Raw genomic sequence first — 14,907 nt, forward strand, 5'->3', positions numbered from 1 at the left:
ACGCGCACATGCGGTCCGCCAAAAACAAAAAAAGAACAAAATAACAAAAAAAAGAAAGAGAAGATTGATTTTTCAATCAATCCAAAAAATTTAATCGGAATCAATGCCTTTGTTGAGCCACGGCATTTTCGAACGGATTTCTTTGCCGATTGTTTCAACTTCCAACTCTTTTTCGTAGCGTTCCATCGCTTTCAAAACCGGATGGTTGATCATGCCTTCCAAAATGAATTCTTTGGCAAACTCGCCGTTTTGAATGCGGGCCAGCGCTTCATACATGGCTTCCCGAGATTCTTCGTTGATGATGGTGGGGCCGACGGTCATGCCGCCGTATTCGGCGGTGTTGGAAACTGAGAACCACATGCGTTCAAGGCCGCCTTCATGGATAAGGTCGACGATCAACTTGAGTTCGTGAACGGTTTCAAAGTACGCCATTTCCGGCTGGTATCCGGCTTCGACAAGGACTTCAAACGCGTTTTTCATGAGGCTTGAGACGCCGCCGCAAAGGTCTACCTGTTCGCCGAAAAGGTCGGTTTCGGTTTCTTCTTGGAACGTTGTTTCATAAACGCCGGCGCGGGTGCATCCGATTCCTTTGGCGTAGGCGAGTCCGAGTTCAAGAGCTTTTCCGGATGCGTTTTGATAAATCGCGACAAGGCCGGGGACACCGATTCCTTCCGAATATGTCCGGCGGACGATGTGACCGGGGCTTTTTGGGGCGACCATGAAAACGTCCATGTCTTTTCTCGGGGTGATTTGGTTGTAGTGAATGTTAAATCCGTGAGAGAAACAAAGCGCTGCGCCTTTTTTCAAATTCGGCTCAATTTCAGCGTAGTACAGCTTGGATTGGGTTTCGTCCGGGACTAAAATCTGAACGATGTCGGCAGACTTTACAGCATCCGCGACTTTCATCACTTTCATGCCGTCGGATTCCGCTTTTTTCCAGCCGGAGCCGCCTTCGCGAAGGCCGACCACCACGTTGAGGCCGGAGTCTTTCAAGTTGCGCGCCTGGGCGTGACCCTGACTTCCGTATCCGATAACGGCAATTGTTTTGCCTTTCAAAACATTCAAATCTGCGTCTTTGTCATAATACATTTTTGCCATATTGATTTCCTGATTCGGTTTTGAATCTATTTCAGTTGATTGAGTTAATTAAGTTCATAAGGTGAGCAAATTAATATCGTTTTTATAAACTTGCTTTATTAATTTCAAACGGCTATTTATTTGATTCCGTTTCAAGGTTTTATTCTTCCCGCGCTTTGACGACATCTTTTGTGCCGCGCAAAAGCCCGACACGTCCTGTTCTTGCCAGTTCTTTGATACCGAACGGTTTGAGGAGTTTTTCCAAAGCTGAAATCTTTTCGCCGCTTCCGGTAATTTCAATCATCATGGTGTTTGCGCCGACGTCGACGACTTTCGCCCGGAAAATCTCCACGATTTGAAGGATTTCGGCACGGTTTTCTTTGCTTGCGGCTACTTTTATGAGCGCCAGCTCGCGGTCGACATATTCTTCCGAACTGAGATCCACCACTTTAATGACTTCAATCAACTTGTAAAGCTGCTTAATCACTTGCTCGATGACGGAATCATCTCCCCGGACCACAATGGTCATTCGGGAAACGGACGGATCTTCCGTGACGCCGACCGCCAAGCTGTCAATGTTGTATCCGCGTCGGGCAAACAGTCCCGCCACACGTGTCAGCACACCATAATGGTTTTCCACCAAAATGGAAAGCGTATAATTTTTGATGTCGGACATTTACTTGCCCCCGTATTTTCTTTCGTCGATAATTTCATTAATAGACGCCCCGGCCGGAACCATCGGGAACACGTTTTCCTTCCGGTCCACGCGGACATCAATGACCGTTGGCCGTCCCTCTTTAATGGCGCGTTTGACGGCTTCTTCCAGTTCCGATTTCTTTTCCACGCGCAGGCCCAGCGCTCCGTACGCCTCCGCCAATTTGACGAAATCGACGCTGTTTGCGATATCGGTGTGCGAATACTTGCAGTCGTAGAAGAGTTCCTGCCACTGCCGCACCATTCCGAGATAACCGTTGTTTAAAATTACGGAAATCACCGGAATATCGTTGGTCACCAACGTTGCAAGTTCCTGAGAGTTCATTTGAAACGATCCATCGCCCGCCACGTCAAAGACAATTTGGTCCGGGCAGCCGACTTTAGCGCCCATTGCGGCCGGAAGCCCGAATCCCATGGTGCCGAGACCGCCGGACGTTATGAATTTGCGCGGTTCTTTGAATTTGAAATACTGTGCCGTCCACATCTGATGCTGTCCGACTTCCGTCGCTACGATGGCGTCCGGTGCGATTTTGGATAGCGTTTCAATCACAAACTGCGGTTTAATGGTGGAACCGTCGTCCAAATAACCGAGCGGATATTCTTTTTTCCATTGATTCACGCGTTTTAACCAGTCGTCGGTTTTTCCGGCAGTGATTTTTTCGGCGATGGTTTGGGTGAGCGCCGTAAGTACATTTTTAGCGTCGCCGACGATCGGGACGTCGATTTTCACATTTTTGGAAATTTCCGCCGGGTCTACATCAATGTGAATCTTTTTAGCGCCGGCTGCAAACGATGAAATTTTTCCGGTCACACGGTCGTCAAACCGGGCGCCGACCGCAATCAGCAGGTCTGAATCCTGGATGCTGAAGTTGGCGTATTTTGTACCGTGCATGCCGGGCATTCCGATAAAGAGCGGGTGCGTTGTCGGGAACGCTCCCATTCCCATCAGTGTTGTTGTCACCGGCGCGTTGATGGCTTCCGCAAATTTGTAGAGTTCGGATGACGCGTTGGACAACACAACGCCGCCGCCGGCGTAAATGACCGGTTTTTTGGCGTTGGCGATGAGTTCCGCCGCCTTTTTGATTTGCTGAGCGTTTCCGCGAACCGTCGGTTTATAGCTGCGCAAACTGACGCTTTCCGGATATGAAAATTTGAGTTCGGTAGCGGTTGCGTCTTTGGTAATATCGATTAAAACGGGGCCGGGACGACCGGTTGATGCGATATAAAAGGCTTCTTTAATGGTTTTGGGAATGTCGTCCGCCTTTTGAACCAAATAGTTGTGTTTTGTAATCGGAAGCGTTATTCCGGTGATGTTTGCCTCTTGAAACGCGTCGTTTCCGATGAGAGAACTTCCGACTTGTCCCGTAAACGCAACCATCGGAATTGAATCCATGTGAGCATTTGCAATTCCGGTAACGAGATTTGTGGCGCCGGGGCCGGATGTTGCCAAACAGACGCCGACGCGTCCGGTCGCGCGCGCGTATCCGTCCGCGGCGTGCGCTGCCGCTTGTTCATGCCGTACCAGGATGTGGCGCAAATCGCAACTGTAAATCTCATCGTAAATATGAAGCAAGACGCCGCCGGGATACCCGAAAATCGTATCGACGCCTTCTTTTTTGAGAGATTCGATGAACGCTCTTGCGCCATTCATTCGTTCTGTCGGTTCTTTTTTCATAAAGATCTCCTGATAATTATGTTGATTTATTTTTAAAATTTGTTTTGAAATTGTCGTTGAAACTGATCATTTTGATGATAATGAGTTAATCTGTACGGGATTATTTTATATGAGTCTTGTCACTCATTTTATTTGTGAATTTTTTTGAATTCGAAAAAAGAACGGATAAAATATCCGCTCCGTTTTGAAATCTCAAAAAAATTCATTTTCCGGGGAGAGGTTTGTTGACGGTCGGGCCGTCAAACCAACCGGTTCATCCCGTTAATGACGGCTTCAACGGAAGCCTCAATAATGTCGGTCCGGGCACCGCGGGCGGTGACGGTTTTTCCGTCTTTGGACAACTTGACCATGACTTCGACCAAGGCGTCGGTTCCGCCGGTAATGGCGTCGACATGGTATTCTTCAAGAATAATATCGCCAACCGATGAAACAGCTTGCCGGATGGCACGAATCGCCGCGTCCACGGGACCGTCGCCGGTGTCAACGCAAATTGTTTCTTTTCCGAAAACATCTAAAACAACGGACGCCATCGGAATAGACGGCCGTCCGGAAACCGCCGTAAACGCCTTTAAGCGAACAGCCGGATTGTGGTGAATCTCCAAAACCGCTTCGGCAATGGATTGCAAATCGGCATCCGTCACATGTTTTCCAAGGTCGCCGAGTTCTTTGACGCGGGCGAAAATCTCTTCCTTTTGAGATTTTTCGGCGCCGAATCCTAATTCCTTTAAAGCCAATTCAATGGAGCTGGTTCCCGCATGTTTTCCGAGAACCACTTTTCGTTCCCGTCCGACAAATTCGGGACCGATCGGTTCGTAAGTTGCCGTATTTTTGACCAAATCATGGACATGAATGCCGGCTTCGTGGGTAAAAGAGTTGCCGCCGACAATGGCTTTATTAGGCGCCACCGGAATTCCGGTAAGCCGGCTCACAAGGCGCGAGACTTTATATAAATTTTCGGTTTTAACGCCGGTGTTTTTGCCGTAAAGATGTTCGAGTTGGACAACCACTTCTTCCAGAGACGCATTTCCGCTGCGCTCTCCGATTCCGTTGACGGTTACGTGCGCTTCGGCGGCGCCGGCGCGAAGAGCCGCCACCGTGTTGGCGGTCGCCAAACCAAAATCATTGTGGCAATGCACCGAAAGCGGCGCTCCCACATTATAAGCCAGTTCCGAGAAAATCGTAAACGCCCGTTCCGGCGTCAACATTCCGACCGTGTCGCAATAACATAAACGATCGACGTGATGGCTAACGCCTGTTTTATACAATTCTTTTAAGAATTTTAAATCGGCGCGCGATGCGTCTTCAGCGCTGAATTCGACAATCAGACCATGCGATTTCGCATATTCCGCAACATCTCCCGCGGCCGCCAAAACAGATTCCCGGTCAGCCGGCTTTGAAATGTCTTTTCGAAGCTTCATCTCAATATGAAGCGCGGAAGACGGGACCACCAAATGAACGGAATCAACGTCGCAGGCAAGCGCCAGATCAATGTCTTCCTTTTTCATGCGGCAGTAGCTGCAAATTTCGGCGGAAAGTCCCAAGGCGGAAACCGCCTTAATCGCCGTGCGTTCGCCTTCGGACGTCACGGCCGAGCCGGCTTCGATAATGCCGATGCCCAAGTCGTCCAAAGCCGTCGCGATTTTTATTTTGTCGTCGGTCGAAAGCGCCACACCGGGCGTTTGTTCACCATCACGGAGTGTGGTGTCAAGAATGTTGAGTTTTTCGAATAATGGAATCCCCTTCTTTGTATTTTTGCAAAAATCGGATTTTGCGTGACTCAGAATTCTCTCATCCGTTATATAATTTTTCATTAATTTGTAATGATTTTTCATTATCATACTATGAATTTTTTTGTCTGTTATTGTTTTTTGGCAGGCGGCGGTGCGCGCGTTATGGCGGCACATTTCATTTGGATTTCAAAAACGTGGGGCGGTTTTTGAAAAATTAAGCAAGTCCATACCATCCTTTTGAAATAATCAAGCAAACCTTCCCGAAAAATCAAACGCTTTGCGTTTGATTTTCTCGGATTCCAACGAAATGATTGGATACAGCATTGGCAGATGCAATCGGAACCGTAAACCGCAGATGCGATCGGAACCGTAAACAGCAGATGCAATCGGAACCGTAAACCGCAGGTGCAATTGGAACTGTAAACAGCAGATGCAATCGGAACTGTAAACAGCAGATGCAATTGGAACTGTAAACAGCAGATGCAATCGGAACCGTAAACCGCAGATGCGATCGGAACCGTAAACAGCAGATGCAATCGGAACCGTAAACAGCAGATGCAATCGGAACCGTAAACAGCAGATGCAATCGGAACTGTAAACCGAACGCTGTCATCAAAAATGAAAAAAGGAATTTGAAATCCAAATCTTTAAATATTTTTCGACAATAGGAAAGGCTATGTTTACGACAAAAGTTACCCCGCGCTTTGGCGATGTTGACGGCCTCGGTCACATCAACAATGTCGTCCTCGGCAATTGGTTTGAGTTGGGCCGAAATCCGATTTTTAGAATGTTTGAGCCGAATTTGAATTTGTCTTATGACACGTGGACGCTCATTATGGCGCACACCGATTTCGATTTTTTGGACGAGCTTTTCTTCCAATACGACGTCGAAATCCGGACTTATGTTATCCGAATCGGAACCAAATCGTTTACGACATATCATGAAGCTTGGCAGGAAGGACGTCTTTGCGTCAAAGGCTCAGCGGTTGTCGTGCATTACGATTTCAAAAATAAAGTGACGACGCCGATTCCGGAACATATTAAGGCGCAGCTTGCGGAACATTTGATTGAAATGCCGAAATGATTGAAAGTTATCTGAATTATTTTAATTTCATTTTTTAATTTCATTTCACTTTTGGATTCAGTGTTGGACGATTTCAAAGGCGGAGCGGTTCCAACCAGATTGTTCACGCCTTCCGATGAATACATTTTACAAAAAACACATTCGATAGCCATTCAAAACGAAGGAATCAAAAAGGTGACGCTATGATGATGTTAATCCCCGACTCGCTTTTTGTTGATTTAAAATACGAGGACCGGGTCTATGAGATATTAGATAAATCTCCTTGCACAGATATGGTTTTTGAGAGAGACAGGGAAAAAAACAAAGAGCGGGCAGAAATACAGAAAAAAGAACTCACCGACATTGGAGAGTATAAAATCAGAGATTATTTTTTTGGAAAAGATTGATTTGTGGAGATGTAAGTAATTCTTACATGCTCAAACATTTTTGCAAAACAAGCATTTGTCGTCGAACTTTGGAATCATTTTCTTACATTTTTCATATGATCGGATGGTGAAGTTCATAATCATTTTTTAATTTCATTTTTAATTTCATTTTTTATTCTTTTGCTTTCATTTTTATGAGAATCATCATTTTTCAAATTTTTTCTTTTTTTAAAAACAGATCCTTCCGGATGTTAACTCATATTCGAAATTAAATGGAATTTTTGAATATTTTTTTAAGAAAAAGTATAAGAATATAAAATAAAAATATCTCTCTTATAATAATAAAAAAATAAAAATAATATTTATTGTATATTTTATTGTATATTCTTAATGTGTAAAACTAAAATGTTGTTCGATTTTTAATTTATTCTAATGGAAAACATTGTAAATGGGGAGTAAAGTTATGGAAATTTCAATTGTAAAAAGGGTGGTCATTTTAACATTTCTTGCTCTTTTCCTTGTTTTATTGATGCCGGCCGTTGTTTATGCTGACAACGCGACCGCCAACAACGTCACTGACGCCAACAACAAACTAAATAGTTTTTCGGGACCGGGGCCCCACAATTTGACTCTTAATCCGACATCATGGGCGGGAGGTACCATTAGAATTCCGGGAAACATTACCGATTTAACGATTCTCAGCAACAATCCCGAGTCCAATTTTGCCGGAACAAATATTGTGGCGGAGACGCCGTCAAATCCTCAACCTTTAAATTTGACGATTCAAAATCTCAGTTTAACATCTGCCAATGGTGTTTTTGGACTCAATCTTTCCGAAAGAAATAATTCGGTTTTATTTGTGAAAGGAACGAACAATATTACCGGATCGCTTGCCGGAATTTATGTTCCTCAAGGAGTCGCTTTAACGGTTACTTCGGATAGCGGCGGAAATTTAACGGTCCGGGGCGGGTTGGGATGTGCCGGAATCGGAGGACCGCGGTTAACCGGAAAAGATACCGGCGACATCGTTGTTTCCGGAAACGTTAACATTAACGCATACGGTGGCGGCGGTGGAACTAACAATTCAACTACTTTTGGCGGCGCCGCCGGAATCGGTGGCGGCGGTGGGGAAGCCGGTGGAAACGTGAGTTCGATTAAAATCAACAGTTCCGGGAAAATTAACGCAATCGGCGGAAGCAATCCTAATGGTCGGGGCGGCGGTGCCGGAATCGGTGGCGGCGGCGGAGACCACAAATTCGAAAACACTTCGGATGGCGGTATTGCCTTTAAAATTGAAATTTCCGGGGCCGGAACAATTCACGCAACCGGTGGGAACGGGAATGCTTCCAACGGCGGCGGCGGCGCCGGAATTGGTGGTGGTGGCAGCGGAGCAGATTCTGTCGGCGGCAACGGCGGCGGTTCCGGAGCGGATGACGGCATTAAAATTATGGGAAATGTTACTGTTACAGCAACCGGTGGAAATGGCGGCGGCGGCAGCGGAACCGGCGGCAACGCAAGAAGCGGTGGCGGTGGTGCCGGAATCGGCGGTGGCGGCGGCGGCCATAACGGAAAAGGTGGAAACGGAACCGTTCAAATATCCGATTCAGCATCTGTTACCGCAGCCGGTGGGACTGCTAAAGGATCAAACGGTGGCGGAAGTGGTGCCGGAATCGGTGGCGGCGGCGGTGGCGGTTCCGAAAACGTTCTCGGGCCCGGGGGGTTCGGAACCATAAAAATATCCGATGCGGCGAAAGTGACAGCTGTTTCCGGTGAAATCACTGATTCCGGAGGCGGCGGAAATGCTGCGGCAATCGGCGGTGGCGGCGGAAATTATAATGGAACGGGCGGTAATGCGGAAGTTGTGATTTCCGGCGGAACGGTTCAAGTGACTCAAACCGGGAACGGGTTTGCAATCGGAGGCGGTACTTCCCGGACGAGTCCAAATCCGGCAACATCGGGAACTTCCGCAATTACAATTGACGGCGGAAGCATTTATACTCCGACAATCCCTTCCGAATTTTCAGTTCTTCAAGGATACAGTGACAATCCTGCGGAAAATCAAATTAAAAACAGCGATGACCAGCTTGTTTATGAATCTGCTTTTTCCGGATATACCGGCAGCCAAATCGTTCTGTTTGCAAACGCCGTGTTGGGTACTCCTATTGTTTTTAAGTCCGAGGCGGATCCGGACGGCAAATTCTTTTTCTATCAAACCGCAATCAATGAAAGCGATTATCTGGAAATTGAACCGCCCGACAATCAATTTGTTTATGAAGGCCAACATGCTGTCTTTTCTGTTGTTGATATTGATGGTCTCGGATACCAATGGCAAGTCGACCAAAACGACGGGAACGGATTTTCCGATGTCGTCGGCGGGATCGGCGAAACGACAGCCAATTATCAAACACCGGCTGCGGAACTGAATATGAACGGATGGAAATATCGCGCCGTCATAAATCCGTTTTCAACCGAATTTGCGACATTGACGGTAAACGAGGTTCGAAACAGCGGCGGATTCGGCCGGGCCACTGTCATCAACACGTCGGTTCCCGATACGCCGGGGTCTGAAACTCCGCCGGATTCCGAAAACAATACGAATATGTCCGACAATTCATCGGAGAACGGTATGGGAAATAATCAAAGTGACAATAACACGAGCAGTAACACCCATTTTTTTGGGAACAGAACTCTCTTGATTTTGATTATTGCCGTGATTTGTGTTTTACTGATTGCCGCCGCAATTTTCGCTTACAAGAATAAAAAATGAGTACTGAAAGTGAACCAAAATAAGAAATAAACAAAAGGAACAAAAAAATAAACAAAAAAATAAACAAAAATAAGAATCAAAATTTTGTTTATTGGTTCTTATTGATTTTTTTCTTGCTTTCTTTTTCCATCATTCTTTTTTGATTTTCCTGTGCCCGGTACTTGACGATTTTTTCAATCACATCATAAGGCACCGGCTTTTCATAAGGAAATTGAATTCCGCCCTTGGATGTTTTGTAGCCGGAAAGCTCTTTTTCAAAAACAGTAATCGCCTCCGGTCCCGGATAAAATCCGACGTGATTTTTGTGGGCGGCAAATTGAGCAACATAACTTCCGTACGCTGTAAAAGAAGGCATTCCCCAGGCGATTTTTTCCTGCGCGTCCGGCGCGGCGCGCAAAATCGTCCGGCGGAATTCGGTCAGAATCTTTTGAATTTCAGGCGGCTGCGCTGAAATATACTCGTCAATCGTTGCGGGGATTGCTTGGTCACTCACAAAAAAGGCTCCAAATTCTTATCTTTTTATTTTTTCATAAATTTGTCTTCCATCTTCAGGTCAGAGCTTTTCTTCCACAATTTCGCCGTTCGGCTCAATTTCGTGGAAAATCTGTCCTTCAATCCGATACACTTTTGCCCCGTATTTCCAAGCCATTGGCGTGAGGCCGGCTTTGATACACGTTTGGCATAAAAACTCAATTGAGTCAAATCCCTGCTCAACCGCCACTTGCGGAAGCAACAGGCCGCGATTCTCTTGGTATTCCACCATCAGGCCATGCTTCCCGATTTGAATTTGATTGGTGTAGGATGTAAACGGCGGCTCCAATTCTTCCGGAATCGTCAGCGCCGTCACTTCCACGCAAACCCGGTTGAAATCTTTTTTCTCAATCGGGAAAAATCGCGGGTCCTCAAAAGCGGCTGAAATCGCGGCTTTCATGACGGCTTTCTCAAACGACATAATCGGGTACGGATAACCAATGCAGCCGCGCAATTCGCCGTCCAAAGTGAGTGTGACAAAAACGCCGCGGTCTTCCTGAAAATTGAGCGGCAAATTGGGGATTCTTTGAGGCTTTTCGTCGTTTAACATCGATTCAATCGTTTGACGGGCCAATTTGACCGCCAAGATACCTTCATTCGTCAACAGATGATATTTTGACATAACATTCTTCCTGAATTGTGCCGTTTTTCATCTCAATTCTTTTTTTTCGCCGCGTTTTCAAGCGCCGTGATTCCCGGAAGCTCAACGCCCGATAAATATTCAATGCAAGCGCCGCCGCCGGTGCTGATGTGAGAGAACTGTCCTTCGATTCCGAGCCGGTTCACTTCAGCGGAAATGTGCCCGCCGCCAATGATTGAAAATTTAGAACGTGTTCCCGCGCGGATAATTTCATGCGTTCCGATCGCGAAATCCGGGTTTTCAGAGACGCCTGCCGGGCCATTTAAGATGACGGTTCCCGCGTTTTCGATTTCTGTCGTGTACGCGACAATTGTTTCAAGACCGATGTCATACGCCGGATAATTGCTTTTTCCCATTTCTTTAATGGTTGCTTCAACACGCTTGCCGTCAGCGTTCAGCGCCACATCCATCGGGTATTTGATCTTATCCCCGTATTTTTGAATCATTTCTTTGGCGATTTCAATTTGATCCGTATATCCGAGTTTCACAATCAAATCCATATTCGGCTTTCCGATTTTGAATCCGGCCGCCGCGAGAATAACATTTCCGACGACGCCGCTAAATAAGACGGAATCGGCGCTGCCTTTGGAAAGGACGTTTTCCGCGACATGCAACGAATCATCCACCTTTGAGCCGCCGAGCGCGTAAACGCACGGGCGTTCGCCGTTCAGTCCCCGTTCTAAATTGACAATTTCAGATTCCATCAACCGGCCGGCACCGCTTTTAATATTTTCCGTAAATCCAACCACCGACAAATGAGAGCGGTGGGAAACAGCAAAAGCGTCGTTTAAATAAAAATCAACATAAGGAAGTAATTTTTGAACAAAAAAAGAATCGGAATGTTCTTTGACGCTTCGGTCCAAAGATTCTTCCGAAAAGAAGCGCACATTTTCCAAAATAATGACATCGCCCGGAACCATCGCCGAAATGCAGGACCGCGCGTAAGACCCGAAAATATCATCCACATACCGGACTTCTTTGCCGAGATATTTGGACAAAATTTCAGCGTGCGGTTTTGTGGTGGTAAAGTCGGATTTTCCGGGACGGCTTTGGTGCGCTAAAATGACCACTTTCGCGTCCTTTAAATCCGTAATTGTTTTGACGTGACTTTTAATGCGCGCGTCATCTAAAATTTTACCCTCCGGACTCATCGGCGCGTTAAAATCCACACGCAAAAGAACCGTTTTTCCGAAAACGTCAAAATCATCAATCGTCAAAAAATCCTTTGTCAACTTCAATCTCCCCGTTCCTTGTCCAAGATTTTATTGTTTTGAGTTCAATTATTATTTTCTTCCTATCAGGTTCCAACATTTATAATCTTATTTGATACGGTCATTCCGACAGCCGTCCGTAAGTTCCGAGAATTTTCAGGCGGTCCGATTGAGTCGCCGCCTCTTTCAAGGCGTCTTGTACGCCTTCATCCGACCGGTCTCCCTCAAAATCAATATAGAAGCAGTAATCGCCCAGTTCTTTTTTGGCCGGGCGCGATTCGATCCTTGTTAAGTTGATGTTGTGTTTAAAAAACGCGCCCAAGATATGGTATAAGGCGCCGGGTTGGTCGTTTTTTAAATATGAAATCACGGATGTTTTCAAATCCATCTTGCCGTTTTTCTTTTCAAAGGCGTCTGAAACACTGTCCATCATCTCTTTTGATTTTGAAATGCCAATTGCATCGTTTTTTGAAATCAAAACAAAGCGGGTCCGGTTATTTTTAACCGATTGAATATTTGTTTCAAGGATGTTTAACCCGTATTTTCGGCCGGCTTCGGCCGAGGCGATTGCGGCTCTTTTCGGATTTGCCGCCGCCATTTGAGCGGCTTTTGACGTGCTGTCGGTTTCAGCCAATCGGGCGTTTTTGAGTTTTTCTCTTAAAAAATTCCGGCATTGATAGAGCCCTTGTGGATGAGAATATACCGTCTCGATATTGAAAAGCGATGTTTCTAAAGAGAGCAGGCTGTGCTCAATCCGGATAATAATTTCGGCGTTGATGGTCACCTCTTTTTCGTTGAGCAAATCCATACTGATGCCGACGGCGCCTTCAATCGAATTTTCGAGAGGGATCACGGCAAAATCAGCCGGCTGCTCTTCATTGAATAAATTCAGAACAGCATTTTCAATCGTCGGTGAATACATCAGTTCTTTTTCATCGTCCGGACGGCATTTTGAAAAGAAAAGAAGCGCTGCTTTTTCGGAATAGGAGCCGGCCGGGCCCAATACGGATATTTTCATAATGATTTCCAATCAAAATAAGTCCCAATATTATGAAATATAAAAATATAATCTCAAAAAATAAGCGATCAAAAGGCTTTGATTCAAATAAAGAATAAAAATTAAAAATAAATGACCTCAGAGGTTTAACACATCGGTCATTTCGTAAACAACTCCTTTCTTTTGAGCGCAAACCCATTTGGCCGCCATCACGGCGCCGCCGACGAAAATTTCGCGCGTGTGCGCTTGGTGCCGGATTTCAATCCGTTCGGAATTTCCGATAAACATCACCGTATGGTCCCCGACAATGTCTCCGCCGCGAACGGCATGGATTCCGATTTCTTTGCCGCGCGGGCAAAGTCCTTCCCGTCCGTAGGCAAACTCTTTTCCGCCCAGAGAACTGCTGATGATTTCAGCAGCGGTCACAGCGGTTCCGCTCGGCGCGTCTTTTTTCTGGTTGTGGTGCGCTTCAATGATTTCAATATCGTAATCGCCCAAATATTGCGACGCTTCTTTGAGAAGTTTAAAAAACACGTTGACGCCGATTGAATAATTAGATGAAATGACGGCAGCGACATTATTTGTTGTAATGGCCGAAACAATGTTGGTTTTTTGTTCGGCGGAAAGTCCGGTTGTTCCGATAATCAAGTTGGCACCGGCGGCAGCGGCAGCCGGCGCATTGACAGCGGTGGCGGCAGCAACTGTAAAGTCAATAACGACATCTGTTTTAGATTCTTTCAGGACTTTGGTCAAATCTTTCGGGTCAGACACCGGAATTCCCAGCTTTCCGATTCGAATGACTTCCCCAATGTCGGTGCCGGTGTTGGCCACGTCAAACGCGGCGGAAAGGCAAATGCCGTCGGTCGCTTGAATTTTTTGAATAATTAATGTTCCCATCCGTCCGCAAGCGCCGATGACGGCGGCACGCACATCGCCGGCCATTTAAATCACGCCCATCTTTTTGAGTTCCGCTTTCAGCATTTCCAAATTGGCGGGCGCCATATCCACAAGCGGCAAACGCAACGGTCCGGCGGCATGTCCGGAAAGCCGCATGGCGGTTTTAATCGGAATCGGGTTTGTTTCGATAAACAACACTTTCATAAGCGGTGTTAACTCATCATGAATTTTGGCCGCTTCTTTCATTTTTCCGCTTTCAAAGGCTGAAACCATCTGACACATTTTTTGCGGAACAATGTTGGCGGCAACAGAAATGACGCCGGTTGCGCCAATGGACATCAACGGAAGTGTCGCGATGTCGTCTCCGGAAAGCAAAACAAAGTCTTCGTCTTTTGTTTTGTGAAGGATTTCGGAGGCTTTTCCCATGTCGCCGGTTGCTTCCTTGATTCCGATAATGTTTTCATGTTTTGCCAATTCGGCGATGGTGGAGACCGCCATGTCCACGCTGGTCCGGGACGGCACGTTGTAAAGGATGATCGGAATGTCAACACTGTTTGCGATTTTTTCAAAGTGGGCTTTTAAACCGGCCTGAGTCGGTTTGTTGTAATAAGGCGTAATGATCAAAGCCGCGGCGGCGCCGGCGTCTTTGGCGTGTTTTGTGAATAAAACAGCTTCTTCCGTGCTGTTGGACCCGGTTCCGGCAATCACCGGAACTTTTGCGGTTTCAATAGCGGCATCGACGACTTTCATATGTTCCTCAGCCGTCATTGTGGCCGACTCCCCGGTTGTTCCGCAGGGGACAATTGCGCTGACGCCGCCTTTTTCCACGAATTCGATATTTCTTCTCAACCCGTCCACATCAATTCGGTTATCGGTCGTAAACGGCGTAATTAATGCCGGGATAACACCTTGGAATCTTTGATTCATATTAAAAACCCACCTGTTTTATTTAAATAATATTTATTCCAATTAAGAACCTCTCGTTTTTGAAATATGCTCCGTTTTCGAATGATCATTTTGAGTGAACGGCAAACCGGAAAAGGCGGTGTTTACTCGTTCTCGTCTTAACATTCGAAAATATATTTGAAAATACATTCAAATATGTTCGTTATTTTTTATTGAAATGAATTAAAACGTTTTTTGAAAATTGACGGTAGATGTAATTAAAATTATTGCTTAAACGAAAAGCCATCTTGTCGTTTTTGTCTGAATTTAATTT

General features: G+C 46.1%; 14 protein-coding genes. 3 read left to right on the top strand and 11 right to left on the bottom strand.

Annotated features, from left to right (window positions below; all coding sequences use genetic code 11):
• Nucleotides 1-90: 90 nt before the first annotated feature.
• The 5 genes from ilvC to MsAc7_RS08220 all read right to left on the bottom strand — a co-directional run bounded on the left by ilvC (nt 91) and on the right by MsAc7_RS08220 (nt 5,732).
• Nucleotides 91-1,098 carry a ketol-acid reductoisomerase gene (gene ilvC / locus MsAc7_RS08200; protein WP_338102426.1) on the bottom strand — a complete coding sequence of 336 codons (1,008 nt, stop codon included), beginning with the start codon at nt 1,096-1,098 and terminating at the stop codon, nt 91-93.
• A gap of 139 nt (nt 1,099-1,237) precedes the next feature.
• Nucleotides 1,238-1,753, bottom strand: coding sequence for an acetolactate synthase small subunit (gene ilvN, locus MsAc7_RS08205; protein ID WP_338102427.1), 516 nt, complete (start codon nt 1,751-1,753; stop codon nt 1,238-1,240).
• A complete protein-coding gene (locus MsAc7_RS08210; RefSeq protein ID WP_338102428.1) occupies nt 1,754-3,466 on the bottom strand; it encodes an acetolactate synthase large subunit in 1,713 nt (570 codons plus the stop codon).
• A 239-nt stretch (nt 3,467-3,705) separates the two neighbouring features.
• A complete protein-coding gene (locus MsAc7_RS08215) occupies nt 3,706-5,277 on the bottom strand; it encodes a 2-isopropylmalate synthase (RefSeq protein WP_338102429.1) in 1,572 nt (523 codons plus the stop codon).
• 47 nt (nt 5,278-5,324) lie between these two features.
• Nucleotides 5,325-5,732, bottom strand: a complete 408-nt coding sequence (locus MsAc7_RS08220) for a hypothetical protein (RefSeq protein WP_338102430.1) — start codon at nt 5,730-5,732, stop codon at nt 5,325-5,327.
• A gap of 140 nt (nt 5,733-5,872) precedes the next feature.
• Here MsAc7_RS08220 and MsAc7_RS08225 point away from each other — a divergent pair, with 140 nt between their 5' ends.
• The 3 genes from MsAc7_RS08225 (at nt 5,873) to MsAc7_RS08235 (ending at nt 9,412) form a co-directional block, all read left to right on the top strand.
• A complete protein-coding gene (locus tag MsAc7_RS08225) occupies nt 5,873-6,280 on the top strand; it encodes an acyl-CoA thioesterase (protein WP_338102431.1) in 408 nt (135 codons plus the stop codon).
• Between the two features lie 182 nt (nt 6,281-6,462).
• Nucleotides 6,463-6,666, top strand: coding sequence for a hypothetical protein (locus MsAc7_RS08230; RefSeq protein ID WP_338102432.1), 204 nt, complete (start codon nt 6,463-6,465; stop codon nt 6,664-6,666).
• Nucleotides 6,667-7,108: 442 nt separating this feature from the next.
• Nucleotides 7,109-9,412, top strand: coding sequence for a hypothetical protein (locus tag MsAc7_RS08235; RefSeq protein ID WP_338102433.1), 2,304 nt, complete (start codon nt 7,109-7,111; stop codon nt 9,410-9,412).
• 88 nt (nt 9,413-9,500) lie between these two features.
• Here the strand turns inward: MsAc7_RS08235 and MsAc7_RS08240 are convergent, their stop codons facing one another.
• From MsAc7_RS08240 to dapA, 6 genes are all read right to left on the bottom strand, one after another.
• Complete coding sequence (locus MsAc7_RS08240) at nt 9,501-9,905, bottom strand: iron chaperone (protein ID WP_338102434.1); 405 nt, start codon at nt 9,903-9,905, stop codon at nt 9,501-9,503.
• Nucleotides 9,906-9,965: 60 nt separating this feature from the next.
• Entirely contained in the window at nt 9,966-10,565 is a 600-nt protein-coding gene (locus tag MsAc7_RS08245; RefSeq protein ID WP_338102435.1) for a TIGR00296 family protein, read from the bottom strand.
• Between the two features lie 32 nt (nt 10,566-10,597).
• On the bottom strand, nt 10,598-11,821 hold the full coding sequence (locus MsAc7_RS08250; protein WP_338102436.1) for a phosphoglycerate kinase: 1,224 nt from the start codon (nt 11,819-11,821) through the stop codon (nt 10,598-10,600).
• Between the two features lie 94 nt (nt 11,822-11,915).
• Complete coding sequence (gene pheA, locus MsAc7_RS08255) at nt 11,916-12,812, bottom strand: prephenate dehydratase (RefSeq protein ID WP_338102437.1); 897 nt, start codon at nt 12,810-12,812, stop codon at nt 11,916-11,918.
• Between the two features lie 117 nt (nt 12,813-12,929).
• Nucleotides 12,930-13,733: a 4-hydroxy-tetrahydrodipicolinate reductase gene (gene dapB, locus MsAc7_RS08260; RefSeq protein ID WP_338102438.1), complete on the bottom strand. Its 804-nt coding sequence runs from the start codon at nt 13,731-13,733 to the stop codon at nt 12,930-12,932.
• Nucleotides 13,734-14,615, bottom strand: a complete 882-nt coding sequence (dapA, locus tag MsAc7_RS08265) for a 4-hydroxy-tetrahydrodipicolinate synthase (RefSeq protein ID WP_338102439.1) — start codon at nt 14,613-14,615, stop codon at nt 13,734-13,736.
• Nucleotides 14,616-14,907: the final 292 nt, after the last annotated feature.

This window comes from Methanolapillus millepedarum (assembly GCF_032594115.1).
GTDB lineage: Archaea > Halobacteriota > Methanosarcinia > Methanosarcinales > Methanosarcinaceae > Methanolapillus > Methanolapillus millepedarum.

Excerpts from the sequence above, each read along its gene's own strand:
- ilvC (WP_338102426.1), bottom strand. The coding sequence starts at position 1,098 with ATGGCAAAAATGTATTATGACAAAGACGCAGATTTGAATGTTTTGAAA.
- ilvN (WP_338102427.1), bottom strand. The coding sequence starts at position 1,753 with ATGTCCGACATCAAAAATTATACGCTTTCCATTTTGGTGGAAAACCAT.
- MsAc7_RS08210 (WP_338102428.1), bottom strand. The coding sequence starts at position 3,466 with ATGAAAAAAGAACCGACAGAACGAATGAATGGCGCAAGAGCGTTCATC.
- MsAc7_RS08215 (WP_338102429.1), bottom strand. The coding sequence starts at position 5,277 with ATGAAAAATTATATAACGGATGAGAGAATTCTGAGTCACGCAAAATCC.
- MsAc7_RS08225 (WP_338102431.1), top strand. The coding sequence starts at position 5,873 with ATGTTTACGACAAAAGTTACCCCGCGCTTTGGCGATGTTGACGGCCTC.
- MsAc7_RS08230 (WP_338102432.1), top strand. The coding sequence starts at position 6,463 with ATGATGATGTTAATCCCCGACTCGCTTTTTGTTGATTTAAAATACGAG.
- MsAc7_RS08235 (WP_338102433.1), top strand. The coding sequence starts at position 7,109 with ATGGAAATTTCAATTGTAAAAAGGGTGGTCATTTTAACATTTCTTGCT.
- MsAc7_RS08245 (WP_338102435.1), bottom strand. The coding sequence starts at position 10,565 with ATGTCAAAATATCATCTGTTGACGAATGAAGGTATCTTGGCGGTCAAA.
- pheA (WP_338102437.1), bottom strand. The coding sequence starts at position 12,812 with ATGAAAATATCCGTATTGGGCCCGGCCGGCTCCTATTCCGAAAAAGCA.
- dapB (WP_338102438.1), bottom strand. The coding sequence starts at position 13,733 with ATGGCCGGCGATGTGCGTGCCGCCGTCATCGGCGCTTGCGGACGGATG.
- dapA (WP_338102439.1), bottom strand. The coding sequence starts at position 14,615 with ATGAATCAAAGATTCCAAGGTGTTATCCCGGCATTAATTACGCCGTTT.